The sequence below is a fragment of the Defluviimonas salinarum genome (assembly GCF_026013545.1).
GTDB lineage: Bacteria > Pseudomonadota > Alphaproteobacteria > Rhodobacterales > Rhodobacteraceae > Albidovulum > Albidovulum salinarum.
Map to the genome: position 1 here is coordinate 150,700 of NZ_JAPDOG010000004.1, position 24,228 is coordinate 174,927.

A 24,228-nucleotide genomic window follows, 5' to 3' on the forward strand; every position below is an offset into this window, starting at 1 on the left:
AGCCGTATCAGAAGCGGAAGCCGGCGGTGACCGACGCGGTGGTCGCGTCGACATCCGTACCGGTGCCGCCGAAGTTGTCGTACTGATGCGTCAGGATCTCGGCACCGACGGTCCAACGATCGGTGATCAGGTAGTCCGCGCCGATACCAAGGAACCAGCCGTCGTCCGAGTAGCTGGTGCCGCCGACGGTCGCGTCGGCCTCGGTGTAGCCGCCGATACCGTAGATCAGGGTGCGGCCGAGGTCGGCGCCCGCGCGCGCGCCAAGGCGCCAGACCGAGTCGACGCTGCCGGCATTGTTGGCGAGGTTGATGTCGCTCCAGTCGTAGTCGAGGCGACCACCGAGGACCCAGTTGCCGAAGTCGTAGTCATAGCCGCCACGAAGGCCGTACATGAGGCCGTCGCCGTCTTCGCCGGTCGTCGACACGTCGCCATAGCCAAGATCGCCGCCGACGTAGAAGCCGGTCCAGTCCGTGCCGACAACGACCGGGGCAACCGGCGCGATCGGCGCTTCCACGACCGGCTCCGCCAGACCACCGGCGAGGGCCGGCATCGCAAGCCCACCGGCGATAACCGCGCCGACGAATGCGGCCTTGATTACATTGCTCATTTCTGTCTCCAATTTCCCTCTAATCACGTCCGTGACGCCGGACACCCGAAGGCCGACCATATCATGTCGCCCTGCGGAGCCTGTCGCCGGTCTCCTAAAGATAGACCGCGAGCGCTTCACGCCAAGAGCCGGACCCTGCCGGTAGTATCCGCGTTGCAGAATTCTCACAGAAATCGGCGGAAATTGGCCGAACACCCAAGTTTTCAAACATTTTCAGACCCGCTGGACAGCCGCGCGCGCGCCATCTATTTTATGAACATACGTTCAGTTAATTGGAGGATCCGTATGCAACTCGACCAATGCTGCGCGCTGGTGACCGGCGGGGCCTCGGGGCTCGGCGCCGCCACCGCCGAGGCGTTCCGCGCGCGGGGCGCGCGCGTGACTGTTCTTGATCGCGAAACCTCGGGAGCCGAGTTTGCCACCCGGATCGGCGCGCATTTCGTTCAGACAGACGTCACGGACGAGGCATCGGCTACCGCCGGCATCGAGGCGGCAATGGCGGCGATGGGCAGGATCGACGTGCTCGTGAACTGCGCGGGCATCGTCATTGGCGAAAAGACGCTCGGCCGTGCGGGGGCGCACGCCCTTTCAAGCTTCCGCCGCACGATCGACATCAACCTCGTCGGCACGTTCAACATGATCCGGCTGGCGGCGGCAAAGATGGCCGCGAACGAAGGCCCGGAGCGCGGGGTGATCGTCAACACCGCGTCGATCGCGGCATTCGACGGTCAGAAGGGTCAGGCCGCCTACGCGGCTTCGAAGGCGGGTATTGCCGGCATGACCCTCCCGATCGCACGGGATCTCGCTGCCTCCGGAATTCGCGTCTGCGCCATTGCGCCGGGCATCTTCGCCACCCCGATGATGCGGGGCCTGCCTGAAGATGTACAGGCGGGCCTCGCGGCAGAGGTGACCTTCCCCAAGCGCCTTGGCGAGCCGGCGGAATTTGCCGCCCTGGCAAGCTTCATCGTCGAATGCGGTTACATGAACGGCGAGGTGATACGGCTCGATGGCGCACTCAGAATGCGCTGATGCCGGGCTGCACCCGGGCGCCGCAGACTTGTCTGGAAATCAAGGGTCCACGCATGTGGTGGGCATTGATGATGGGTTGGATAGTCCCTCCAGACGGCGCCTGTGCCAGTTTGATCCAGACGGGATCAGGAGGAATTGGCTATGACGGAGGTCTCGATCATCGGCGTTGACCTGGCAGAGCAGGTCGTCCAATTGCACGGAGCGACTGCGGAAGGCGAGGTCGCGTCCTTCGTCAGAGTTTTCCGGAGAATCCTGTCGATCGCGTAGCGGAGGCTCTGGCTCGTTAGTGGTTTCAGTTTAGGCGGAGGCCGTCTGATGCTGCAAGCGCCGCTGGCGGATGGTCTCTCGCTTGATCTCCTCTCTCAGTTTCAGGATCTGGGCGCCGCGTCCGAGATAGACGACGGCGGGTGTCAGGTTGGCCAGGCTCTCGTGGTGGCGATGGTTGTTGTAGTGATCGACGAAGGCACCGATCTGTCGCTCGAGGTCGCCGGCAGGTAGTAGTTTTCCAGCAGAGCACGGTTCTTCATCGTCTGAAGCCAGCGTTCGATCCTGCCCTGGTTCGCGGGTGATGCGGTGCGCCACGGACATGATCCATGCCCTTACCCTCAAGACAATCGGCCGGATCGGTCGCGACAAAGGATGAGCCAATATCGCTGAGCAGCCTCGGCTTCTGAACGACGGTCGCGGCATTGCAGCCCGAAACGTCCAACGCCAGCTCCAGCGTGTCGGTGACATCCTGGGCCTTCATCGTCGTACAGAGCCGCCAGGCGACGACGAGGCGGCTGCAATCATCGAGGATGGTGCTGAGATAGAACCAGCCCCAGCCGATCACCTTCAGGTACGTGAAGTCTGTCTGCCAGAGTTCACTCGGTCGGCTGGTTTTGTCGCGCAACTCAACGGCGGCCCTGATCACCACATGGGCCGGGGCCGTGATCAGATCCTCGGCGCCGAGAGTGCGGTTGTGGGACTGCTCATGTGGTCCAGCTACCGCGCTGGTACCACGAGATGAATCCCTCAGGGAATATGTGCGACAGAGCCATCGGGGCCGTGTAGCGCGATCGGCTTGGTCTCCAAGTGATTTCGTCGGCTGTTCGGCGGCGTTCGATTCTGGCGCGCTCCCATCTAGCACAATCGGTCAGCGGAGTACGGCCGGTTCCCGCTGTATGCGGTTATGCCGGAACCACCGGCCCTGGACCACCGAAGGACCAGAGGAATCGGCGCCACCCCGCACCACGTTGAGCCGCCATCCAGTCCCCGGACGGTTTCCGGCGTGACGTCAGCTGCTCGCCGCTCCTGCTGATCGGGTCGGGCTCCTTCTCCCTCCTTCCGGCAGCCCACGGCCGGAAGCGTGCCGCCACGGGCGGAACGCAAGGTTCAGCGCAGGCACGCGTCGTCGGACGGAGGGCCGGAGTCGAAAAGACCTGGTGCGCGGCACCCGGGCGCAGTCGAGTCCAGAAGCGTCTTGTCCGTCGCCTTCGCCACGATCAGCCGGATTCCCCGCGTCCCGTCCAGGCCAGGAGGAATACGCGGCTGCACGGGGGCATAGTAGGACAGCGGCTCGCGCCCGATCCAGCCGCCGTCCCCGGTCTGGTGATAAAGGAGCCCGCCGATCAGGGGAGAGCCCGTGGCACGATCCTGCGCCGTTCTTGCGGGCGGTTTCGCTCCGGGCGGAACACGCCGGACAAGCCCGCTGCGCGGCGTGGCGATCGGCTCGACAAGACCAAGGTCGATGAGCTGCAGGAGCCCGGCCTCGAGCGGAAGCAGCGGCCGGTCAGCGGCCCGCACCCGGCCGGGAACCGCAACGGCTCCGGGGTCAAGATCGTGAAACCCGCCCGGGCTGAAGAGGAACAGCGCCTCACGCGTGAAGCGGGCGTCGCCCGTCGCCTCCGGCGTGTCATCGCCGGCCAGGCGGATCGTCGGATCGTTGCGCCCCGTGGCCAGATCGAACCGCCCGATCGTGTCTATCTCGAACACCGCCACATCGTCACGGCGAAGCGCGCGGACAAAACTCGCCGTAAGCGCCTCGGACCCGGTCTGCCCCGGCTCCACCGTCCGGATGCCAAGAAACCCGACATGGCATCGGGTTTCCACGGCCAGCGCCTGCTTCGGATGGCCGGTCATCCCGGTGGTGGCCGCGATCGAGATCAGCCCGGCGACCCGGTCGGTGGCACCGTCGAGCCTGAGAAGCATCCGCTGGCCGAACGACGCGATGATCCAGAGCGGCCGATCGCCGGCCGGGACGACCACTTCCCCCATGAAAACCGGCTGGTCGAACGGGCCGCCATAGGTGAGGTCGACAAAGCCGCTCCCGGTCTTGCCGTGGATCACGACGACGTCGTCTGCCGGCGGGATCTGCGGCAGGACGCAGCGGTTCGCGTCCGATCCTGTTCTCCGGTTGATGAGCGCTTCGGATCTCCGGGCGACGGTTTCGCGTTCGCGGAGTTCCTCGCCCGAGATCACGCCGTTGCCGTCGGCATCGAGCCAGGCGATCCAGCGATCGAATTCCGTCTGCATTTCGCGTTCGGTGATCCTGCCGTCAGCATTCGCGTCGAACGCATCGGGCGGCGGCGAGAAGTTCGAGCGCTCGGGTCGCGGTTCGGCGGCGATCTGGATATCCGCATCCGCGATCGTGAGCCGTCCGTCATGGTCGAAATCATTTTCGATGAGCCGCTTGAGGGCGTAGGCCTCGGCGAGCATCTCCACCTGGGCAGCGGACTGGACAGGCGCGGCGGGCCGTCCGGCGCCGATGCCATCGCGCATCCCCGCGAGCCGCCCGGCGATCCGAAGCTCGTCCAGTGTGACCGCGCCGTCGCCATCTATGTCGTCGCCGAGCATGGCCGCGCCGAGACGGGCGCGGCGCTCGGCCCTTTCGCGCGCTGCGAAGATCGCTGTGTCATCCGCCGTGATGCCCGGCTCGCCATCGACATCGGCGATGTAGAAGGCCTCGAACACGCGCGCGCGCAGGATGGCGGCGGTGTCGGACTCGCGGATCATTGACAGGAGGTAACGGACAAGTTCCACCTGCCGCCGGTCAAGCTCTGGCGCTTCCGGTGCCACGATCAACGGTGCGGTGTCGTCACCGCTCTTGATCTGCGAAAGCGCGGGCGACCCGGCACTGGCGGTAATCAGGATCAGAGCCATGCGCAGGCGTCGGGAAATCACATCAGCCCCCAATACACTTTTAAAGATACTGAATGATCATTCACCTCAACGTTGGCGTGTCAAGCAAATAGCCGCCCCGTCAGCAGGCGGGGCGGCTCTGCGTCCAGCGCCTCAGTTGTTGGGCAGGAGGTCCGGCACGATCGTGACGATCCCCGGGAACGCCCAGAGGATGGCGAGTCCGACGACCTGGATCAGCACGAAGGGCACGATGCCGCGATAGATCATGCCGGTCGTGACACTCGCCGGCGCCACCCCGCGCAGGTAGAACAGCGCGAAGCCGAAGGGCGGGGTCAGGAACGAGGTCTGCAGGTTCACCGTGATCATGATCGTGACCCAACTCGGATCGTAGGTGCCGCCGTAGATCACCGGACCGACGATCGGCACGACGATGTAGATGATCTCGAGAAAGTCGAGCACGAAGCCAAGGACGAAGAGCACGAGCATCACGATCAGGAACGCGGTCCATTCCTGTTCGAACGAGCGCAGGAACGACTGGATGTAGTGCTCGCCGCCGAAGGAGATCAGCACGAGGTTTAGGATCTGCGAGCCGATCAGGATCGTGAAGACCATCGAGGTCACCTTCGCCGTCTCGCGCACCACCGGGCCCAAGACCGAGGTGCGCAGCAGCACCCAGCAAGCGTAGAGGATGCCGAAGAGCGCAAAGAAGTAGGTCGAGCGCGCGGCGTAGAAGGCGATGAGATCGGCCGTCGGCACCACCGCGCGGTTGATCCGCAGGTCGAAGTTGATGCCGATCAGGATCATGATGATGACCGAGAAGGCAGCACCAAGGATGATCGCGCCGCTCTTTTGCTGGTCATGGAGCTTGCGGTAGGCCGCGAGGAGAAGCGCCCCGCCCGCGCCAAGCGCCGCCGCGGGCGTCGGATTGGTGATGCCGCCGAGGATCGAGCCCAGAACCGCGACGATCAGAACGAGCGGCGGGAAGACCACGCGGATGAGATCGTTGTGCGCCATGCTCCGCGCCGCCGCCGCGCAGCCATAGAGCGTGATTGCGAACGGAATCGCGAGGATCAGGAAGGTCGGCCCCGGTCCCATCGTCACCGGAATGAGCATGATGTCGGCAAGAAGGCCGAGCACGATCCCTCCCGCCCCGACGAGGAGCGGCCTCGGATCGGCCGTGGGCGAGACGCCGCGGGCAATGGCCAGGATCAGACCGAGCAGCACGAAGAGCGCCGCCACCCCGGTGCCGATCGGCGCGGCACCGTCGATCTTGGCGGCGAGGGCGGTCTGCAGTTCCTCGGCAGAGCGGCGGTGGCTCTGCGACACGCCGCCGGCGGCGTCGATCTCGGTCTGCTGAGCCACGGCGGCGTCCCACTTCTCCTGGCCGTGAAGCTCGATCATGCCCGCCTTGCACTGTTCGGAGACATTGGTGCGCAGCGACGCCGCCTGGCCGACGTCGGTGAAGCTGTCCACCGTGAGGCTCTGGTTTCCCACAAGCCCGACCTGCCCGGCAAGGAGCACGCCGCCGATCAGCGCCGCGGGCGCCAGAACGAACCAGCGCAGCGCATCGGAGCGGGTGACGATCTCGCCCCCCACAGGCTCCAGCGACACCGGCGGCGCCTTTTCGGGATTGAGAAGCGCATAGCCGAAGGCATAGAGCCCGTAGAGCACGGCGAGCAGTATCCCGGGCAGAAGTGCCGCCTGAAAGAGCGTGCCGACCGACAGCACCGCCGCCTCGCCGAGATAGGTCAGAGCGTCCGAACAGCCCTCAGCGCGGGCGCGAAGTTCCTGCCCCGCGGCGTAGAGATCGCCGGCGAGCGTGCCGAGAAGCACAATCACGATCGAGGGCGGGATGATCTGGCCGAGCGTCCCCGAGGCGGCGATTACGCCGGTCGCCAGTTCCGGCGAATACTTGTTGCGCAGCATCGTCGGCAGCGACAGGAGGCCCATCGTGACCACGGTCGCGCCGACGATCCCGGTCGAGGCGGCGAGGAAGGCGCCGACGACGACCACCGAGACCGCCAGACCGCCCGGCAGGGGCCCGAAGACCCGAGCCATCGTGGTCAGGAGCTCGTTGGCGATCTTCGAGCGTTCGAGCGTGATCCCCATCATCACGAACATGAGGACGGCGAGCAGCGTCTCGATCGACTGGCCTGCGAAGACACGCTCGTTCATGCGGTTGACGATGAAGGCGACGTTGCGATCCATCGCCAGTTCCCAGCCGCCGACGAACAGGGGCTCTGTCGCCCGTGGCAGGCCGGGATGGGAAAACTTGGATATCTCGATCTCGGGCACGCCCTGCGCCAGAAGCGCGCGGTAGCCGTCCGATCCGCGGTCGACGAATTCGTGAACGAGAAGCCCCGAACTGTCGAGCGCCGCGAGGATGCCGAAGGCGATGATCCCCGCCCCGCCGAGCGCGAAGGCCACCGGGAAGCCCGAGAGGATCCCGGCGAAGAGGCACAGGAACACGATGATCAGGCCGATCTCGACCCCGTCAAATCCGAGAAACATGGCTGGTCCCCTGCCCCTTAATGCGTGCCTTCATAGGCTTCTTCGCCCTGCCCGAGCGTATCCTTGTCGAGATGCTTGCCCTCCGCCGCAGGTCCCTCGATGAACTCCAGCAGATTGCGCCAGAAGAAGGCCAGCGCGTGCAGGAAAGTCAGCGCCACGAAGGTCAGGATCAGGAGCTTGAAGAGGAAATAGGCGTCGAAACCGTTGGGGCTGAACCCGATCGTCTCGATGTTCCAGCGCACTGCGCGCGCCTTCAGGAGGAGCTTGTCGAGGCTGTCCGAAGCCGAGGTGTTCGGCACGACCATGACCCGCCAGAAGAAGAACCAGGCGAAGAGCCAGGTGAGCGTCGCGACCGGGATCATGAAGAACAAGGAGCCGAACATGTCGATCGCCTTCTTGGTGCGGTACGAGACGCCGGCATAGATCAGGTCGACCCGGACATGGCCGCCCTGAACGAATGTGTAGGTGACGCAGAGCGCCACGATCATCGCGTTGTAGAGCTTCAGCTCCTCCGACCACCAGGACAGGTCCTTCTCGAAACCGATGCCGAAGGCGCCGAGCTCGATCGTGGCGACGCGGAAGATGCGCTGCAGAAAGACGATGACGATCTGCTGGATCACCATGATCAGCCCGGCCCAGGCCACGAGCCGGCCGAGGCCGTTGGCGAACCATTCGAGCCCGCGGACATAGGCCCACATCACCGGCCGCCGCCAGAGCCCGACCGCGGTCAGGATCAGGAAAAGCGTGAGAAGGACGAAGAACAGCTCCTTGGACGCGCCGTAATAGATGAAGCGCATCAGCGATTCCTTCACCTCCGGCGTCGGCATCGTCTGGTTGATGTAGGGCAGCCAGGCCAGCCATTCCTGCGGATGGCTGACCGCGTAGGCGACATCCCGGAATGCGCCCAGGATACTGGCGAAGACCCATATGATGGCGTCGACCATCCTCTCCCCCCTCGATGGCGCCCCAGGGCGCGTTCCCGCGCCTTCTCGGAGCAAATCCCCCGGCCAAACGGCCGGGAGACGTTTTCAGGTGGTGAACCGGGCCGGCGTCAGCCGAGCACCCGGTCGCGCTGCGCGGTATAGGCGCCGTCCGACAGCTTGTCCCAGGCCGAGGAGGCCCGCATCGAGGCCATGTAGCTGTCGTAGATCTTCTTGTAGAGCTCGTCGCTCATCCGGGTCGGATCGGTCAGAACCTCGTTCGCGGCCTTGCCGAAGGCGTCCCAGACCGAGTCCGGGAACGTGAGCGTCTTAACACCGGCCGCCTGAAGACGCGCGAGCGCGGCCGAGTTGTTGGCGAGGAACTGCGCAAGGTTCCACTGGTGGGCCTCGCCGCAGGCGATCTCGTAGATCTTCTGTTGGCCCGGCGTGAGGCTGTCGAAGACCTCGCGGTTCATCGCCAGCGAAAGCCCCGCCGTCGGCTCGTGGAAGCCCGCGGTGTAGTAGAACTTGGTGATCTCCTGGAAGCCCGCCTTCTCGTCGGCCCAGGGCCCGATCCACTCGGTGCCGTCGAGTGCGCCCGAGGCGAGCGCCTGGTAGATCTCGCCGCCCGGCAGGTTCTGGACGCTCGCGCCGAGCTTGCCGAGCGCCTCGCCGCCGAGGCCCGGCATGCGGAACTTGAGCCCGTTGAAGTCCTCCGGCCCCTTGATCTCCTGGCGGAACCAGCCGCCGCACTGGGCTCCGGTGTTGCCGGCGAGGAACGACTTCAGGCCGAAGATCTGGCCGAGTTCGTCGTGCAGTTCCTGGCCGCCGCCGTGGTAGTACCAGTTCGCGAGTTCCTGCGAGACCATCCCCATCGGCACGCCGGTGAAATAGGCGTAACCCGGATGCTGGCCGACGAAGTAGTAGTCGGCGCCGTGATACATGTCGGCCTGGCCCGAGGTCACCGCGTCGAAGACCTCGAAGGCCCCCACGAGCTCGCCCGCGGCCTTGAGGTCGACGGTGAGCTGGCCATCGGTCATCCCGGTGATGATGTCGGCGCAGCGCTGGGCCGCGTCGTGCACACCCGCGAAGCCGCGCGGCCAGGTCGTGACCAGCGTCAGCGTGCGGTTGCCCTGCGCGTAAAGCGGCGCGGCAAGGGTGGTTGCGGCAGCGGCGGCAGTGCCTCCGACAGCGGCCTTGGTCAGGAACGAACGACGATCCATGCGGGGTCAATCCTCTCTGTCTGGCGTCCGCTCTGGAACCGGGCGGATCATTGCAACTGAGGGGAGACTAGAGCGCTCTTTTCGTCATGGGAATACCGATTACTGCGTAGAAACAGACACTTTGTGACAGAAAATTTCAACGGTCCGGCGGCGGCCTTTGGCACGGTGAATTGACGCCCCGGCCCCGCGCGGCCCATCCTGCCGCCAGATTCGGACGCGACACCGAAGGGGCGAGGACAGATGCGCGGCGGATGGACCGCGATACGGCGGGCGTTGAGCCTCAACTACGGCCAGAAGGTCTACCTTCTGGCCACCCTGCCCCTTGTCGTCGCGGCCACCGCCATCGCGATCCTCGTCGCCAACCAGTCCCGCGCGCTCGCCGAACGCGAGATCGAGGTGCTGGAGGACCAGCTCATCGCCGCCAAGAAGGAAGAGCTCAGAAACTACATCAGCCTCGCCCGCACCGCCTTCGGCTTCATCTACGGCAACGCCCTGCCCGATGACGAGGCCGCCAAGACCGAGGTCGCGCAGATCCTCGCGGCGATGCTTTACGGCCAGGACGGCTATTTCTTCGTCTACGACTACGAGGGCACCAACCTCGTCGCGCCGCGCCAGACCTGGCTGATCAACCGCAACTGGGCGGGGCTCGGTGATCCCGAGGGACAGCCGGTCGTCGACGAGCTGATCCGCATCGCCCGCCAGGGCGGAGGCTATCACGCCTATGTCTGGCCCAAGCCCTCGACCGGCGAGGAAACGCAGATGGTCTCCTATGTCGTTGGCCTGCAGGACTGGCGCTGGGCGATCGGCACCGGGGTTTTTCTCGACGACGTCCTGGAATCGGTCGCCACCGCCCGGGCCGAGACCGAGGCGCGGATCGCCCGCACCTTCGGCTGGATCGCCGCGATCGCCCTCGGCGCGGTGCTCTTCGTTTTTGCCTCCGGCACCGCGATCACGGTGCGCGAACGGCGGCTGGCCGACGCCAAGCTCAAGCAGCTCACCCAGCGCATCGTCGACACCCAGGAGGAGGAACGCGGCCGGGTCGCGCGCGAGCTGCACGATTCGATCTCCCAGCTCCTCGTGGGCGTGCGCTACGCGCTGGAGCTCGCGCGGCGACGCCTCAGCCTCGGCGACGCCCGCGCGGCCGAAAGCCTCTCGACCGGGATCGAACACCTCAGCGGCGCGATCGCCGAGGTTCGCCGGATCAGCCGCGACCTGCGCCCCGGCGTCCTCGACGATCTCGGCCTCGGCCCGGCGCTGCAGGTGCTCATGGAGGAGTTCGGCAAGCGCACCGGGATCGCGACCGAGTTCGAGACCGTGGTGTTCCGCAACCGCCTCGACCAGGACGCGAAGATCGCGCTCTACCGGATCGCCCAGGAGGCGCTGACCAATGTCGAGAAACATGCCGGCGCGACGAAGGTGAAGCTCGTCGTGCGCGGCCACAAGCGGGGCGCGATGATGCGGATCGAGGACGACGGGCGCGGCATGGCCCCGATGCGCGCGGACGATGGCGGCGGGCTCGGCCTGCGCAACATGGCCGAGCGGATGGAGCAGCTCGACGGCACGCTGCGCATCTTGTCCTCGCGCGACGGCACCGTGATCGAGGCCCAGGTGCCGCTCTCCCACATGCTGCCGCCCGCCGGACAGGCGGCCAAACGGAAGGACAGTGCATGACCGAACCGACCCGCGTTCTCATCGTCGACGATCACCCGATGGTGGCCGAGGGCATCCGCGCGATCCTCGAGACCTACGAGGATATCGCGGTCGTCGGCACCCTCGGCAACGGCCAGGAGGCGATCGACCGCGCCGCGGAGCTCGCGCCGGACGTGATCCTTCTCGACCTCAACATGCCGCAGGTGAACGGGCTCTCGGCGACCGAGATCCTTCTGGAGCGCGATCCGGACACGCGGATCCTGATCCTCTCGATGCACGACAGCCCCGAGTACATCTCCACCGCGCTCCGGCACGGCGCGATGGGCTATCTCCTGAAGGACGTGCCGGTCGAGGAGATCAAGACCTCGATCGACCGGCTGATGGGGGGGACACGTTACCTCTGCACCGGCGCCACGGCGAGCCTCACGCCCGGCACCGCCGACGGGCGCGAACCGCTCACCCACCGCGAGCAGACGATCCTTCTGGAACTCGCGCAGGGCAAGTCGAACCGCGATGTCGCGGCCGAGCTCGAGATCTCGGTCCGCACGGTCGAGACCCATCGCAAGAACATCAAGCGCAAGCTCGGCATATCGACGACGGCGGGCCTCACCCGCTACGCGATGGAGCACGGCGTGCTGCAGGGCACCGGCAAGGGGTTCTGACCGGCCCCGCCTCGGGGGGCATCGAGCCCCCCTCGGGCGGGGGCCGCGTTCCGCGGCCGGGGCGCTGGCGGAGATGGTCCGACCCTGTGGAAACCCGCTGCCTCACCTTTTTCCAAGTATCCTCGGGGGTGAATTGGCCGCAAGGCCAAGAGGGGGCGGAAAGCCCCCTCTCCCGCCTGTCCGCCGTCAACCACGCTGGGTCAGGAAGACACCCGCCGCCATGAGGCAAAGGCCCGCCGCCCGCATCGGCGTCACTTCGCGCACGATCGCCCCCATCAGTCCGAACTGGTCGATGACCGCGGCCGCGGCAAGCTGGCCGAGAAGCACGCATGTGATAGCGTTGCCGAGTCCGAAGCGCGGCGCCACCCAGGTGATCGACAGGACGTAAAAGGCCACGAGCAGTCCCGCGAGGAAGAGATGTTTCGGCTGGGCCGGAGCCGCGGCCAGCGCCGCCGCACCGGAGGTCGCCGCGAGCACGGCGACGGTGCTCGCAAAGGCCACGGCGAAAAGCACGGTGGCCGCCGCCGCGGGCGAACCGATGCGGGCGCCGAGCTGGGCGTTGAGCGCCGCCAGAACCGGAATGCCGATCCCGGCCACGAGCATGATCGCCGCGTAACGCACAGTCTCAACCGTCATTGCCGCCGTCCTTTCCGATCCCGATCGTCGCCGATACTGGGCAGAGCCGCCGCCGTTGTCCACCGCCGGAGAGCCTTGCTCGCGCCGTGGTGCCGGCTTCGGTGCGCGCCCCCTCGCCTCCGCCCGGCCGGTGTGAAAGCTGAGGGTGGCCGCCAATTGGCCAGGATCTCGCCCTCGGCACCACTATCGGTCCTCTGACCGAGAAAGGACGATGCGGATGGAGCGGCGCTCGATGGCGAAGGGTCATTATCGACTCCTCCTCCCCTTGCAAATCCGCCCTCCGATCCGATCTAGAGCGGGACCGGAGCGGGAGACGATCTTGACCCATGTGATGTTCGTGGCGGGCCTCGTCGGCCTGTTTCTTGGCGGCGAGTTCCTGATACGGGGCGCCGTCGGCGTGGCGCAGCGGCTGCACATACCGCCCCTGGTCATCGGCCTAACGATCGTCGGCTTCGGCACCTCGACACCCGAGCTTCTGGTCTCGCTCCAGGCGGCGCTTTCGGGCGCGCCCGCGCTGGCGCTCGGCAATGTCATCGGCTCGAACATCGCCAATGTCCTTCTCATTCTCGGGCTCTCGGCGCTGATCACCACCGTGCCGATGCGGCTCACGGAGATGCGGCGCGACTTCGCGGTGATGATCGGGGCGACGCTGGTCCTGTGGCTGATGCTGGCGGGCGGCACGGTCGCGCGCTGGGAGGGGCTCATGCTAGTGACGGCGCTGGCCGGCTATCTGTGGCTCTGCCTGAAAGGCGCCGCGGGAAGTTCCGCGCCTGCGGACGGGATCGTGGTGCGGCCCCTCTGGAAGAGCCTCACCTTCGCGCTCGGCGGGCTTGTCGTGCTGATGGTCGGGGCGCGGCTCCTCGTCGACAGCTCGACCGAGATCGCCCGGACCTTCGGCGTCAGCGAGGCGGTGATCGGCCTCACCATCGTCGCGATCGGCACCTCGCTGCCCGAACTCGCGACCGCGATCATCGCCGCGATCCGGCGTCACCCCGAGATCGCGGTCGGCAACATCCTCGGCTCGAACGTCTTCAACATCCTCGGCATTCTCGGTGTCACCGCCGCCGTCACGCCGATCCCGGTCGAGGCGCGCTTCGCCGGGCTCGACATGGGCTTGGCGCTCGCCGCGGCGCTGGCGATGCTGGGCTTCGCAGCACTTGCCGGCCGGGTCGGGCGGCTCGGCGGCGGGGCGCTCCTAGCCGGATATGCGGGATATGTCGGGTTCCTCGGCCTGGGCTAGCCGGACAGATTCGCGTTTCTTTCGCCCCGAAGGGCCTTCAGCGAAATAAAATTATCAAGAAATGTCGCCCAGCGACACTTTCTTGCCAATTTTGCCGGTTGACGGCCCGATGAAGCCTGCCTAATGTCCGCCGCGCAGCAGCATTGGGGCCCCGGGGGACATGATGTCGATCCTCGTACTTCTTAGGACAGGGTGCATGGGCCGGTAACGGTTGACCATAACGGTTCCCATGCGCCCCCGAAGACACTCGGGGGCTTTTTGTTGCCGACGCGTCCCCAGCGGAAGTGGGAACCGGTTCCGCGCCCGGGGGACGCGCGGACGAAGATGAAGATGATGGAGATGCGGACAATGTCGCGGCAGATGACCGGTGCGAAGATGGTGGTTCAGGCGCTCAAGGACCAGGGCGTCGATGTGGTCTTCGGCTACCCCGGCGGCGCCGTACTTCCGATCTATGACGAGATCTTCCAGCAGAACGACATCCGCCACATCCTTGTCCGCCACGAACAGGGTGCCGTGCACATGGCCGAGGGCTATGCCCGCTCAACCGGCAAGCCGGGCGTGGTTCTCGTGACCTCCGGCCCCGGCGCCACCAACGCGGTCACCGGGATGACCGACGCGCTTCTCGACTCGATCCCGCTCGTCGTGCTCACCGGCCAGGTGCCCACCTTCATGATCGGCACCGACGGTTTCCAGGAGGCCGACACGGTCGGCATCACCCGTCCCTGCACCAAGCACAACTGGCTGGTGAAGGACACCGAGAAGCTTTCCGAGACGATCCACCAGGCCTTCCATGTCGCCACCAGGGGCCGGCCGGGCCCGGTTCTGGTCGACATCCCGAAAGACGTCCAGTTCGCGACCGGCACCTATCGCGGGCCGCGCGAGGCCGTGGCCAGCCATTACCAGCCCAAGGTGAAAGGGGATCTGGCGAAGATCACCGAACTCGTCGAGCTGATCGAGACCGCCGAGCGGCCGATCTTCTACACCGGCGGCGGCGTCGTGAATTCCGGCCCCGGCGCGAGCCAGCTCCTGCGCGAGCTGGCCGATGCCACCGGCTTCCCGGTCACCTCGACGCTGATGGGGCTTGGCGCCTACCCGGCCTCCGGCAAGGGCTGGATCGGGATGCTCGGGATGCACGGGCTCTACGAGGCCAACCTCGCGATGCATGACTGCGACCTGATGATCAACCTCGGCGCCCGGTTCGACGACCGGATCACCGGGCGGATCGCGGATTTCTCGCCGAAGTCGAAGAAGGCGCATGTCGATATAGACCCCTCCTCGATCAACAAGGTGATCCATGTAGATCTCGCCATCACCGGCGATGTCGGCCATGTGCTGGAGGACCTGCTGAAGGTCTGGAAATCGCGCGGGCGCAAGGTCAACAAGGAGGGCCTTGCGAAGTGGTGGGGGCAGATCGAGCAGTGGAAGCTGAAGAAATGCCTGACCTACAAGAACTCCGACAAAGTCATCAAACCGCAATATGCATTGGAACGGCTCGAGGCGCTGACCAAGGGGCGTGACCGCTACATCACGACCGAGGTCGGCCAGCACCAGATGTGGGCGGCGCAGTTTCTCGGCTTCGAGGCTCCGAACCGCTGGATGACCTCCGGCGGGCTCGGCACCATGGGCTACGGCTTCCCGGCCTCGATCGGGGTTCAGATCGCCCATCCCGACGCGCTGGTGATCAACGTCGCAGGCGAGGCCTCGTGGCTGATGAACATGCAGGAGATGGGCACCGCGACCCAGTTCCGCACCCCGGTGAAGCAGTTCATCCTCAACAACGAGCGGCTCGGCATGGTGCGGCAGTGGCAGCAGCTCCTGCACGGCGAGCGCTATTCGCATTCCTGGTCGGAGTCCTTGCCGGATTTCGTCAAGCTCGCCGAGGCCTTCGGCTGGAAGGGCATCCAGTGCAAGGACCCCAAGGACCTCGACGACGCTATCATGGCGATGATCGAGTATGACGGGCCGGTCCTCTTTGACTGCCTCGTCGAGAAGCACGAGAACTGCTTCCCGATGATCCCGTCGGGCAAACCGCACAACGAGATGCTCCTGGGCGACGCCTCGACCGAGGGCGCGATCCAGGCCGGCGGCGCGGTTCTGGTGTGACGGGCGGCCGGGGGCCTTGCCCCCGGACCCCCAGGGTATTTGGACAATGAAGAAGCAGGGGGCAGCATGTCCGCACTGAAGATCAAGAAGGGCTCGACTAGCCATTCCGCCTATGACCTGCGCGATCCCTTCGCCGAGGTGATGGAGACGCATACGCTCGCGGTGCTCGTCGACAACGAGGCGGGTGTGCTCGCGCGGGTGATCGGGCTCTTTTCGGGCCGCGGCTACAACATCGAGAGCCTGACCGTGGCCGAGGTCGACCACGAGGGTCATCGCAGCCGGATCACCGTCGTGACCACCGGCACCGCGCCGGTGATCGAGCAGATCAAGGCGCAGCTCGGCCGGCTGGTGCCGGTCCACGATGTCCACGACCTGACCGTGGAAGGGCCGAGCGTGGAGCGCGAGCTCGCGCTCTTCAAGGTCTCGGGCGCGGGCGAGAAGCGGGTCGAGGCGCTGCGGCTCGCCGACATCTTCCGTGCCAACGTCGTCGATTCGACGCTTGAGAGCTTCGTCTTCGAGATCACCGGCACGCCCGAGAAGATCGATGCCTTCGCCGAACTGATGCGCCCGCTCGGGCTGGTCGACGTGGCGCGGACCGGAGTGGCGGCACTGGCGCGCGGGGCCTGAGACGGAATCGGAGGCGAACGGGGCCCCGGCGCGAACGGCTGGGGAAAGGGATCGGCCGGGGCCCCGCGCCGGACGGCTCAGCCTCCCGTCGCGAGCGTGCCCGCCTCGGTGGCGGCGGTCAGTTCTGCCTCATCGACGGAGCCGTCGGCATTCGCGTCGATCCCGGCGAACCCCTCTTCGGTCAGGTCCGGATAGGCCGACTGGAGCTCTTCGAGCGACAGCATCCCGCTGCCGTCGGCGTCCATGTCGGTCAGGCCCTGCGCCAGCGCCATTCCTGTGGAAGCCAGTCCCAGCGCGAGGGTGAAAGCCAGTTTCTTCATCGGATCATCTCCTTGATCGTCCGTTGTGCGAGGGGGCATAGCGCCGCCCTCACATGACAGGACGCCGGGGCGGCGCGTTTATTCCCGGCCGGAACGCCGGCACCGGGAGACGCGCGGAGGACCGCCCATCCGCACCCGCCGCGCACGCGGGAAGCCGCCGGAATATCCGCGGTACCGGCGGCGGAGCCCGGATCGGCGGAATCCCCCGGCTTGCGGTGGTCGCGGGGGGGCCCAATCTCGATGGGGAAAGGAGATCGTCATGTCACACTCCCGACACCCGGAGCGCGGGCCTGCCCCGGCGCTCGAGGCGCTCATCCCCGAACTTCGCCGCCTTACCCGACGCCTGGTGCGAGATCCGGCCGCGGCCGAGGATCTCGCCCAGGAAGCCCTGCTCCGGGTCTGGAGCCGGATGGCCACCGGCGACGGGATCGAAGAGTTGAAGCCCTACCTGATGACCGCCGCCCGCAACCTCGCGCGGCGCATGCGGCCGCCGTCCGTGGCGCTGGCCGAGGCACCCGAGCCCTCCGCGCCGCCCGAGGCGCCGCGCCGGATCGCCCTGCGCGAGGTCGCCGCGGCCCTGGCGCGGTTGCCCGATGCGGAGCTCAGGCTGATCCTGCGCCATGCGACGGCGGGGGAGAGCTATGCGGACATCGCCGTGGCCGAGGCGCTGCCGATCGGCACGGTGATGTCGCGGCTCGCGCGTGGCCGGGCCCGGCTCAGGGCCGACTGCGGCCTGCCAGAGCGCGGGCCGGCAGCGGCGGCGCTGCTGCCCGGCGAGGATGCGGCCTGACCGGGGCGTGGCGGCGGACGACGACGGATCCCTCTGGATGCCGGCCGGGATCGGGGGCAGAATGGCCCGGTGCCCCCCGAGGAACCTTCGCCCTTGGATCTCACCGTTCTTCTGGCCTTCGCCGCCGCGTTCTTCGTCTTCGCAGCCAGCCCGGGCCCTGACAACCTGACGATCACGGCCCGCACGATCTCGCACGGGGCGGCTTCGGGCATCGCCTACGGCGCCGGGACGGTTGTCGGCATCCTGACCTTTCTGGTGCTGGCGGCGTTCGGCCTCTCCGCTGCCGCCGCCGGCATGGGCGGCGTGATGGCCGTGCTGCGCTACCTGGGGGCGGCCTGGTTGGTCTGGATGGGCGTCAGGCTCTGGACAGCCGCGCCGGTCCCGCCGGAGGCGCGTCCCTCGACGCGGCACAGGGGGCTCGGCGGCCTGTTCATGACCGGCGTTGCCATGAACCTCGGAAACCCGAAGATGCCGCTCTTCTACGTGGCGCTCCTGCCGAACGTTGTCGGCCCCTCGCTGGCCTGGACGCAAGTCGCGGAACTCGCGGCTCTCATCGTCGCGGTCGAAGTGGTCGTGATCGGCAGCCATGTCGTGCTGGCCGCACGCATCCGCCGGACGCTCGGCACGCCGAAAAGCGTGCGGCGGCAGAACCGCATTGCGGGCGGAGCGATGGTCGGAGCGGGAGTCGCGGTCGCCGTGGCACGCTGACGGGGGCCTTGCGCCGCGGTGCGGGCTGCTGCGGGTCGCGCTTCCACCAGTCTAACGCAGAAAACCCCGGGAAAACCCCGGGGCTGTTCCAGATGCCGAAATCTCGGCGGCTTACGGAGCGAGCGTGCCGGCTTCCCGGGCGGCGGCCAGTTCGTCCGCGTCGACCACGCCGTCGGCGTTGACGTCGATCGTGGCGAAGACTTCGGCGGTCAGGTCCGGATAGGCGGCGGTCAGCTCCTCGATCGAGTAGGCACCGCTGCCGTCGGTGTCCGTCACGGTGGTCTGGGCGTTCGCGGCGGCGGCGAAAGCGGCGATCGCGCCAAGGGCCAGAACGAACTTCTTCATCTGCTTGCTCTCCAGGTTAGGGCGGACGCCCTAGAATCGGTGGTTCAAGACCCACCTGCGGTTATTTGACCTCTCCCGCCCGTTCCCGCAAGTGCCACGCATCACCACTCACAGCCGCGTGATCACACCGGCGAGACGGCGCCGCTGACCCTTTCCCGATCGTGTCGGCCTTTCGGAATCACCAGCCGTGGCACGGCGCGCTCCCGGTTGCGGGCCGGCGGGCTTTCGCCCATCATCGCCGAAACCGTGCCCTGAGCGAAAGACCCGGACCGATGAAGCCCATCCTTGTCCTCAATGGACCCAACCTGAATCTGCTCGGCACCCGTGAGCCGGAGGTCTACGGCCGCGAGACGCTGGCCGATGTCGAGGCGCTCTGCGTCGCGACCGCGAAGCCGCACGGGCTCGACGTCGTCTGCCACCAGTCGAACCGCGAATACGAGATCATCGACTGGATTCACGAGGCGCGGGAGACCGCTCTGGCCATCGTCATCAACCCCGGCGCCTTCACCCATACCTCGATCGCCATTCTCGACGCGCTCAATGCCTTTCCCGGTCCGGTGGTCGAGGTCCATATCTCCAACATCCATCGCCGCGAGACGTTCCGCCACCATTCCTACGTCTCGGGCCGCGCCGACGCGGTGATCGCGGGCGCCGGCGTCCAGGGCTACGCATTCGCCGTCGAGCGCGTGGCGCGGCTGACGAAGGGTTGAGCCGGTGGACCTGCCGCAGAACCGCTTCAAGCGCCGCCTGCTGGGCCGCGAGCCGCTCTTCGGCATCTGGTCGACAATTCCCGACCCGATGGCCGTGGAGGCCCTCGCCGGGGCGGGCTTCGACTGGATGGTGCTCGACACCGAGCACAGCTCGGTCGAGGTCGCCGAGGTGCTGCCGCTCCTTCAGGCGGCGGCCCCCTACCCGACCGACTGCCTCGTCCGCCCGGTGGTCAACGACACCGCGCTGATCAAGCGGCATCTCGACCAGGGCGCGCAGACGCTGCTCCTGCCCTACATCCAGAACCGCGAGGAGGCCGAGGCCGCCGTTGCCGCGGTGCGCTACCCGCCGCGCGGGCTGCGCGGGGTCGCGACCACGACCCGCGCCGCCCGCTACGGCCGGGTGCCCGATTACGTGGCGCGGGCCGATGCCGAGATCTGCCTGATCCTGCAGGTGGAGACCGCCGCGGCGCTCGACCGGCTCGAAGCCATCGCTGGCACCGAGGGGGTGGATGCGGTCTTCATCGGCCCCGCCGATCTCGCCGCCTCGATGGGCCATCCCGGCCAGTCGGGCCACCCCGAGGTGCGGGACGCGATCCTCGACGCCATCGACCGGCTCGGCGCGATCGGCGTGCCCGCCGGGCTCCTCTCGCAGGACGCCGCCTTCACGCGCAGCTGCCTCGACCGCGGTGCCCGCTTCGTCGCCACCGGGATCGACATGCGCCTGCTGGTCCGGGCCGCGGACGCGCTCGCCAGCGCCTTCCGCGCCTGACGCACCGCCTCCCGGTCCGGGTGCCCGGCCGCCGAGCGGGGGCTCGATGCCCCCCGAGGCGGCGCCCCGACCGGGCTCAGGCCTCCTTGTTGCGGCGGTTGTAGAGGATCGAGGACACCAGTGCGACGCCGATGAAACCGGAGCCGAGCACACCGGTCACGAGCTCGGGGATGTGCCACAAAGTCTGCGCGAACATGATCACGCTGAGCACGAGGATCGAGTAGAACGCGCCATGCTCGAGGAAGCGGAACTGCGCCAGCGTCCGCCGCTCCACCAGCATGATCGTCATCGAGCGCACATACATCGCACCGATGCCGAGGCCGATCGCGATCAGGAACAGATTCTGGGTCAGCGCGAAGGCACCGATCACGCCGTCGAAGCTGAACGAGGCGTCGAGCACCTCGAGATAGAGGAACGCCCCGAGTCCGCCATGTGCCGCCGCACTCAGCGCCCGCTGCCGCGAATCGAGCACATGGCCCAGAACCTCGACCCCGAGGAAGGCCAAAAGCCCGCCGATCGCCGCGAAGAGGAACCGCGCCCGCTCATCGGACGGCATCACCGCCGAGAAGACCAGCACCACCGCGAGAACAAGTGCGATCTCCAGACCGCGAATCGAGGCGCAGCGCCGCAGCTGGCATTCGAGCGTTCGGATCCAGTCGACCTCCTTGCCCTCGTCGATGAAGTAGTTGAGCGCGACCATCATCAGGAAGGTGCCGCCGAAGGCCGCGATCGACAGATGCGCGCCGCTGATGATGCGGGCGTATTCGCCCGGCTGCGTGGCGGCAAGCCGCACCGCCTCCAATGGCCCGATCCCGGCTGCGACGACGACGATCAGCAGCGGGAAGACGATCCGCATCCCGAACACAGCGATCAGGATGCCCCAAGTCAGGAAACGGCGCTGCCATTCGGGCGTCATCTCCTTGAGCTTGTTGGCGTTCACGATCGCATTGTCGAACGACAGCGAGATCTCCAGCACCGCGAGCACGGCGCCGATCAGCAGGAAGCTCACCGCGCCGCTGAGGTTGTGGCTGTAGCCCCAGCCGAGCCAGAACGCTCCCGCGAGGCCCGCAAACGTAACGAGGAAGGCCCAGCGGAAATAGTGAAGAGCTGTGGTCATCATGCGCTCCGGCCGCGGCGCGAGCTAAGCCCGGGCGGCAAATGTGTCGACGGGGGCGACATAGGGATGCGAAGGCGAAAGGACAAGTGCGGCGGCGATCCTGCGCCGCGGCCGCCCGGGCGACTGTCGCGGGGCAGGCACAGCGTCGATCCGGTCCCGACAATGGCGGCGAAATGCCTCGCGTCCGCCCAATTCGCGCCCGGATTGACGGCAACAGTCACCTCATGCGGAGGGAGAGAGTGACATGGGTTTCCTGAGCCAGATTTCGTTCGATGAGATCGTCGCGAGCATCCTCGCGTGCCTAATCCTGCGCGAGCTGATGATCGTCGGGCTTCCCGACCGCATCGCCGGCCCCGGCGGCTGGCTGATCGACACCGGCGAGGACGAGGCCTGAACCGGCTCCCAGCCGGGATCGCCTGAGCCGGGTGGCCTTTCGGCCAGGAATGTGGTTTTCCTGTCGCCGCGAACACCGGCTTCGGCCGGTACCGGAAACGGCAGGACGACCATGGGAGACATCACTTCGGACCCCGCCAGCGGGCGCGATTTTCGTGCCGCGCTTGGCCGTTACGCCACCGGCGTGACGGTGGTGACCGCGCTCGGGCCGCAGGGCCCGGTCGGGATCACCGCCAACAGCTTCACCTCGGTCTCCATCGACCCGCCGCTGGTGCTTTGGTGCCCGGCCCGCAGTTCGGCCCGCTTCCAGGCCTTCGCCGAGGCGCCGTTCTACGCGATCCATGTGCTCGCCGCCGACCAGATCGAGCTCTGCCGGCGCTTCGCGCGCGCGGGCGGGGATTTCGACGGCCTCGATACCGGGACGACGCCGGACGGCCTGCCGCTCCTGCCCGGCTGCCTCGCGCGCTTCGATTGCGCGGCCCATGCCGCCCATGACGGCGGCGATCATGCGATCCTCGTCGGCCGGGTCCTGCGCGCCGCGTTGCGCCCGGGCGAGCCCCTGCTGTTCTGGGGCGGCCGCTACGGCGACTTCCTGCACCACGACTGACGCAGCGCCGGGACGACGAAAACGAGCACTGGCAAGTGCGTGGCATCCGGCCTATATTCCATAAAACGAATAGGAATGAACGCCTTGGACGACCACGATCTTCATCCCGCACCGGATCAGGGCGCGCCGCACGGCGGCATCGCTCCCGATGACATGGTCACCCGTGCCGAGGAGGCCTCGGCCTTTCTCAAGGCGCTGGCCCATGAGGGCCGGCTGATGATCCTGTGCCATCTTTCCTCCGGCGAGAAATCCGTGACCGAGCTTGAACAGCTCCTGTCCTCGCGGCAGGCCGCGGTCAGCCAGCAGCTCGCCCGCCTGCGCCTCGAGGGTCTGGTCACGACCCGCCGCGATGGCAAGGCGATCTACTACTCGCTGAGCGACCGCCGTACGGAGCGCGTGATCGGGCTGCTCTACGACATGTTCTGCGCCACGGACTGCGCGGACTGATCGCCGCCCAGTCTTTGCTGCCAGCCCTAACGCGGACCTGAGGCGTTCAAAGCCAGCCCCCTCTGAAACCTTCCGATTGCAGGCGACCTGACACCAGCGCCCGGACCAAGCCCGTCGCTGCCGTGCCTGGTCGGCGCGGCCTCGGTTCCTGCGAGCCCCCCGCCCAGGCGAGAAAACCGCCCGGAAAGATCGTCGCACCTTGAGGTCCGAGCATTTACATTCATATATCGATATGTGTATGCAGTTTGCATCGCCGCCACTCCCGGCATCCGCCGGCGGCATGGCGGTTCAACACCGTCCTGCGGCGGGCTTCAGGAGGCGAGCGCCCGCTGTCCGGACCAGGAGGAGACACGGACATGGCACAGATCATCGTTCTCGGCGGCGGTCTCGGCGGCACAATCATGGCCTACGAGCTGCGCGAGAAACTCGGCAAGGAGCACCGCATCGCGGTCGTCACGCTCGGCACGAAATATCACTTCGTCCCGTCCAACCCCTGGGTCGCGGTCGGCTGGCGCGACCAGGCTTCGGTCGAGGTAGACCTCACCCCGGTCCTCGCCCGCCGCGACATCGCGCTCCATCCGCAGGGCGCGCGGCGGCTCCTTCCCGACCAGAAGCGGATCGAGCTGACCGACGGCGCCACGCTCGACTACGACTACCTCGTCATCGCCACCGGCCCCGACCTCGCCTTCGACGAGATCGAGGGCTTCGGGCCGGGCGCCGAGACCCAATCGGTCTGCCAGGTCGGCCACGCGCTTCAGGCCAAGGACGCCTTCGACAAGCTCGTCGCCAATCCCGGCCCGGTGGTGATCGGCGCCGTTCAGGGCGCGTCCTGCTTCGGCCCGGCCTACGAATTCGCCTTCATCCTCGACAAGGCGCTCCGCGACGCCAAGGTGCGCGACCGGGTGCCGATGACCTTCGTGACCTCGGAACCCTATATCGGCCATCTCGGACTCGACGGCGTTGGCGACACCAAAAGCCTGCTCGAAAGCGAACTGCGCCAGCACCACATCAAGTGGATCTGCAACGCCCGTGTCGACAAGGTCGAGGCCGGCAAGCTCCACGTCTCAGAGATCGCCGAGGACGGCACTGTCGCCGCGACACACGCGCTGCCGCAGGTCTACACGATGATGCTGCCCGCCTTCCGCGGCGTCGCCGCGGTGCGCGACATCGAGGGGCTGACCAATCCGCGCGGCTTCATCCTCGTCGACAAGCACCAGCGCAATCCGGCCTTCCCCGAGATCTTCGCGGTCGGCGTCTGCGTCGCGATCCCGCCGGTCGGCAAGACGCCGGTTCCGGTCGGCGTACCGAAGACCGGTTTCATGATCGAGAGCATGGTGACCGCGACGACCCACAACATCGCCCGGCTGATCGAGGGCAAGGCGCCCAACGCGCAGGGAACCTGGAACGCCGTCTGCCTCGCCGATTTCGGCGATGGCGGCGTCGCCTTCGTCGCCCAGCCGCAGATCCCGCCGCGCAACGTCAACTGGTCGTCCTCGGGCAAGTGGGTCCATGCCGCCAAGATCGGCTTCGAGAAGTACTTCCTCCACAAGGTCCGCAGCGGCAAGTCCGAGCCTTTCTACGAAAAGCTCGCGCTGCACATGCTCGGGATCGAGAAGCTGAAGGAAATCAACGTCTCCGAGGACGACGCGGCCTGACCGGATAGCAGGGGCCATCCGCACGATGGCCCTTGCAAT

The 24,228-nt window shown here is 67.0% G+C and carries 23 protein-coding genes and 1 pseudogene; 14 read left to right on the forward strand and 10 right to left on the reverse strand.

Annotated features, from left to right (window positions below):
- Nucleotides 1-7 precede the first annotated feature (7 nt).
- Nucleotides 8-607: an outer membrane protein gene (locus tag OM960_RS06270; RefSeq protein ID WP_264771393.1), complete on the reverse strand. Its 600-nt coding sequence runs from the start codon at nucleotides 605-607 to the stop codon at nucleotides 8-10.
- Between the two features lie 285 nt (nucleotides 608-892).
- On the opposite strand from OM960_RS06270, the gene OM960_RS06275 reads away from it, so the two are divergent.
- Nucleotides 893-1,636 (forward strand): SDR family NAD(P)-dependent oxidoreductase, encoded by a 744-nt coding sequence (locus tag OM960_RS06275; protein ID WP_264771475.1) that lies wholly within the window; start codon nucleotides 893-895, stop codon nucleotides 1,634-1,636.
- Nucleotides 1,637-1,933: 297 nt separating this feature from the next.
- Here OM960_RS06275 and OM960_RS06280 read toward each other — a convergent pair.
- The 5 genes and pseudogenes from OM960_RS06280 to OM960_RS06300 all read right to left on the reverse strand — a co-directional run.
- Nucleotides 1,934-2,594, reverse strand: a pseudogene (locus tag OM960_RS06280) (transposase); the annotation flags it as partial.
- A gap of 416 nt (nucleotides 2,595-3,010) precedes the next feature.
- A complete protein-coding gene (locus OM960_RS06285) occupies nucleotides 3,011-4,777 on the reverse strand; it encodes an EF-hand domain-containing protein (protein ID WP_264771394.1) in 1,767 nt (588 codons plus the stop codon).
- A 132-nt stretch (nucleotides 4,778-4,909) separates the two neighbouring features.
- Nucleotides 4,910-7,267 (reverse strand): TRAP transporter large permease, encoded by a 2,358-nt coding sequence (locus tag OM960_RS06290; protein ID WP_264771395.1) that lies wholly within the window; start codon nucleotides 7,265-7,267, stop codon nucleotides 4,910-4,912.
- A gap of 17 nt (nucleotides 7,268-7,284) precedes the next feature.
- Nucleotides 7,285-8,211: a TRAP transporter small permease subunit gene (locus tag OM960_RS06295; RefSeq protein WP_264771396.1), complete on the reverse strand. Its 927-nt coding sequence runs from the start codon at nucleotides 8,209-8,211 to the stop codon at nucleotides 7,285-7,287.
- A 107-nt stretch (nucleotides 8,212-8,318) separates the two neighbouring features.
- Nucleotides 8,319-9,410, reverse strand: a complete 1,092-nt coding sequence (locus OM960_RS06300) for a TRAP transporter substrate-binding protein (RefSeq protein ID WP_263333025.1) — start codon at nucleotides 9,408-9,410, stop codon at nucleotides 8,319-8,321.
- A 240-nt stretch (nucleotides 9,411-9,650) separates the two neighbouring features.
- On the opposite strand from OM960_RS06300, the gene OM960_RS06305 reads away from it, so the two are divergent.
- Both OM960_RS06305 and OM960_RS06310 read left to right on the forward strand, forming a co-directional pair.
- On the forward strand, nucleotides 9,651-11,081 hold the full coding sequence (locus tag OM960_RS06305) for a cache domain-containing protein (RefSeq protein ID WP_263333027.1): 1,431 nt from the start codon (nucleotides 9,651-9,653) through the stop codon (nucleotides 11,079-11,081).
- Complete coding sequence (locus OM960_RS06310; RefSeq protein WP_263333029.1) at nucleotides 11,078-11,722, forward strand: response regulator transcription factor; 645 nt, start codon at nucleotides 11,078-11,080, stop codon at nucleotides 11,720-11,722. Before OM960_RS06305 ends, OM960_RS06310 begins: the two co-directional genes overlap by 4 nt.
- A 186-nt stretch (nucleotides 11,723-11,908) precedes the next feature.
- Here the strand turns inward: OM960_RS06310 and OM960_RS06315 are convergent, their stop codons facing one another.
- Nucleotides 11,909-12,358, reverse strand: coding sequence for a DMT family transporter (locus OM960_RS06315; RefSeq protein ID WP_263333032.1), 450 nt, complete (start codon nucleotides 12,356-12,358; stop codon nucleotides 11,909-11,911).
- A gap of 319 nt (nucleotides 12,359-12,677) precedes the next feature.
- Between OM960_RS06315 and OM960_RS06320 the strand changes: the two genes are divergently transcribed.
- The 3 genes from OM960_RS06320 to ilvN all read left to right on the forward strand — a co-directional run bounded on the left by OM960_RS06320 (nucleotide 12,678) and on the right by ilvN (nucleotide 16,328).
- A complete protein-coding gene (locus tag OM960_RS06320; protein WP_263333034.1) occupies nucleotides 12,678-13,598 on the forward strand; it encodes a calcium/sodium antiporter in 921 nt (306 codons plus the stop codon).
- Nucleotides 13,599-13,946: 348 nt separating this feature from the next.
- Nucleotides 13,947-15,701, forward strand: coding sequence for an acetolactate synthase 3 large subunit (locus OM960_RS06325; RefSeq protein WP_263333254.1), 1,755 nt, complete (start codon nucleotides 13,947-13,949; stop codon nucleotides 15,699-15,701).
- Between the two features lie 66 nt (nucleotides 15,702-15,767).
- On the forward strand, nucleotides 15,768-16,328 hold the full coding sequence (gene ilvN, locus OM960_RS06330) for an acetolactate synthase small subunit (RefSeq protein WP_263333036.1): 561 nt from the start codon (nucleotides 15,768-15,770) through the stop codon (nucleotides 16,326-16,328).
- 77 nt (nucleotides 16,329-16,405) lie between these two features.
- On the opposite strand, the gene OM960_RS06335 is transcribed toward ilvN, so the two are convergent.
- On the reverse strand, nucleotides 16,406-16,648 hold the full coding sequence (locus OM960_RS06335; protein WP_263333038.1) for an EF-hand domain-containing protein: 243 nt from the start codon (nucleotides 16,646-16,648) through the stop codon (nucleotides 16,406-16,408).
- Nucleotides 16,649-16,907: 259 nt separating this feature from the next.
- Between OM960_RS06335 and OM960_RS06340 the strand changes: the two genes are divergently transcribed.
- Both OM960_RS06340 and OM960_RS06345 read left to right on the forward strand, forming a co-directional pair.
- On the forward strand, nucleotides 16,908-17,438 hold the full coding sequence (locus OM960_RS06340; protein ID WP_263333040.1) for an RNA polymerase sigma factor: 531 nt from the start codon (nucleotides 16,908-16,910) through the stop codon (nucleotides 17,436-17,438).
- Nucleotides 17,439-17,531: 93 nt separating this feature from the next.
- Nucleotides 17,532-18,146, forward strand: a complete 615-nt coding sequence (locus OM960_RS06345; protein WP_264771397.1) for a LysE family translocator — start codon at nucleotides 17,532-17,534, stop codon at nucleotides 18,144-18,146.
- A gap of 111 nt (nucleotides 18,147-18,257) precedes the next feature.
- Here OM960_RS06345 and OM960_RS06350 read toward each other — a convergent pair whose 3' ends face one another.
- Nucleotides 18,258-18,491, reverse strand: coding sequence for an EF-hand domain-containing protein (locus OM960_RS06350; protein ID WP_263333044.1), 234 nt, complete (start codon nucleotides 18,489-18,491; stop codon nucleotides 18,258-18,260).
- Between the two features lie 272 nt (nucleotides 18,492-18,763).
- Here OM960_RS06350 and aroQ point away from each other — a divergent pair, with 272 nt between their 5' ends.
- Both aroQ and OM960_RS06360 read left to right on the forward strand, forming a co-directional pair.
- A complete protein-coding gene (gene aroQ, locus OM960_RS06355; protein ID WP_264771398.1) occupies nucleotides 18,764-19,201 on the forward strand; it encodes a type II 3-dehydroquinate dehydratase in 438 nt (145 codons plus the stop codon).
- 4 nt (nucleotides 19,202-19,205) lie between these two features.
- Nucleotides 19,206-19,970: an HpcH/HpaI aldolase family protein gene (locus OM960_RS06360; RefSeq protein ID WP_264771399.1), complete on the forward strand. Its 765-nt coding sequence runs from the start codon at nucleotides 19,206-19,208 to the stop codon at nucleotides 19,968-19,970.
- A gap of 76 nt (nucleotides 19,971-20,046) precedes the next feature.
- Here the strand turns inward: OM960_RS06360 and OM960_RS06365 are convergent, their stop codons facing one another.
- Nucleotides 20,047-21,087, reverse strand: coding sequence for a DUF475 domain-containing protein (locus OM960_RS06365; protein WP_263333051.1), 1,041 nt, complete (start codon nucleotides 21,085-21,087; stop codon nucleotides 20,047-20,049).
- A 244-nt stretch (nucleotides 21,088-21,331) separates the two neighbouring features.
- On the opposite strand from OM960_RS06365, the gene OM960_RS06370 reads away from it, so the two are divergent.
- The 4 genes from OM960_RS06370 to OM960_RS06385 all read left to right on the forward strand — a co-directional run bounded on the left by OM960_RS06370 (nucleotide 21,332) and on the right by OM960_RS06385 (nucleotide 24,189).
- Nucleotides 21,332-21,481 carry a hypothetical protein gene (locus tag OM960_RS06370; protein WP_263333053.1) on the forward strand — a complete coding sequence of 50 codons (150 nt, stop codon included), beginning with the start codon at nucleotides 21,332-21,334 and terminating at the stop codon, nucleotides 21,479-21,481.
- Nucleotides 21,482-21,592: 111 nt separating this feature from the next.
- Nucleotides 21,593-22,087, forward strand: a complete 495-nt coding sequence (ferA, locus tag OM960_RS06375) for a flavin reductase FerA (RefSeq protein WP_264771400.1) — start codon at nucleotides 21,593-21,595, stop codon at nucleotides 22,085-22,087.
- Nucleotides 22,088-22,162: 75 nt separating this feature from the next.
- Entirely contained in the window at nucleotides 22,163-22,534 is a 372-nt protein-coding gene (locus OM960_RS06380; protein ID WP_432759511.1) for an ArsR/SmtB family transcription factor, read from the forward strand.
- A 356-nt stretch (nucleotides 22,535-22,890) separates the two neighbouring features.
- A complete protein-coding gene (locus OM960_RS06385; RefSeq protein ID WP_264771401.1) occupies nucleotides 22,891-24,189 on the forward strand; it encodes an NAD(P)/FAD-dependent oxidoreductase in 1,299 nt (432 codons plus the stop codon).
- Nucleotides 24,190-24,228: the final 39 nt, after the last annotated feature.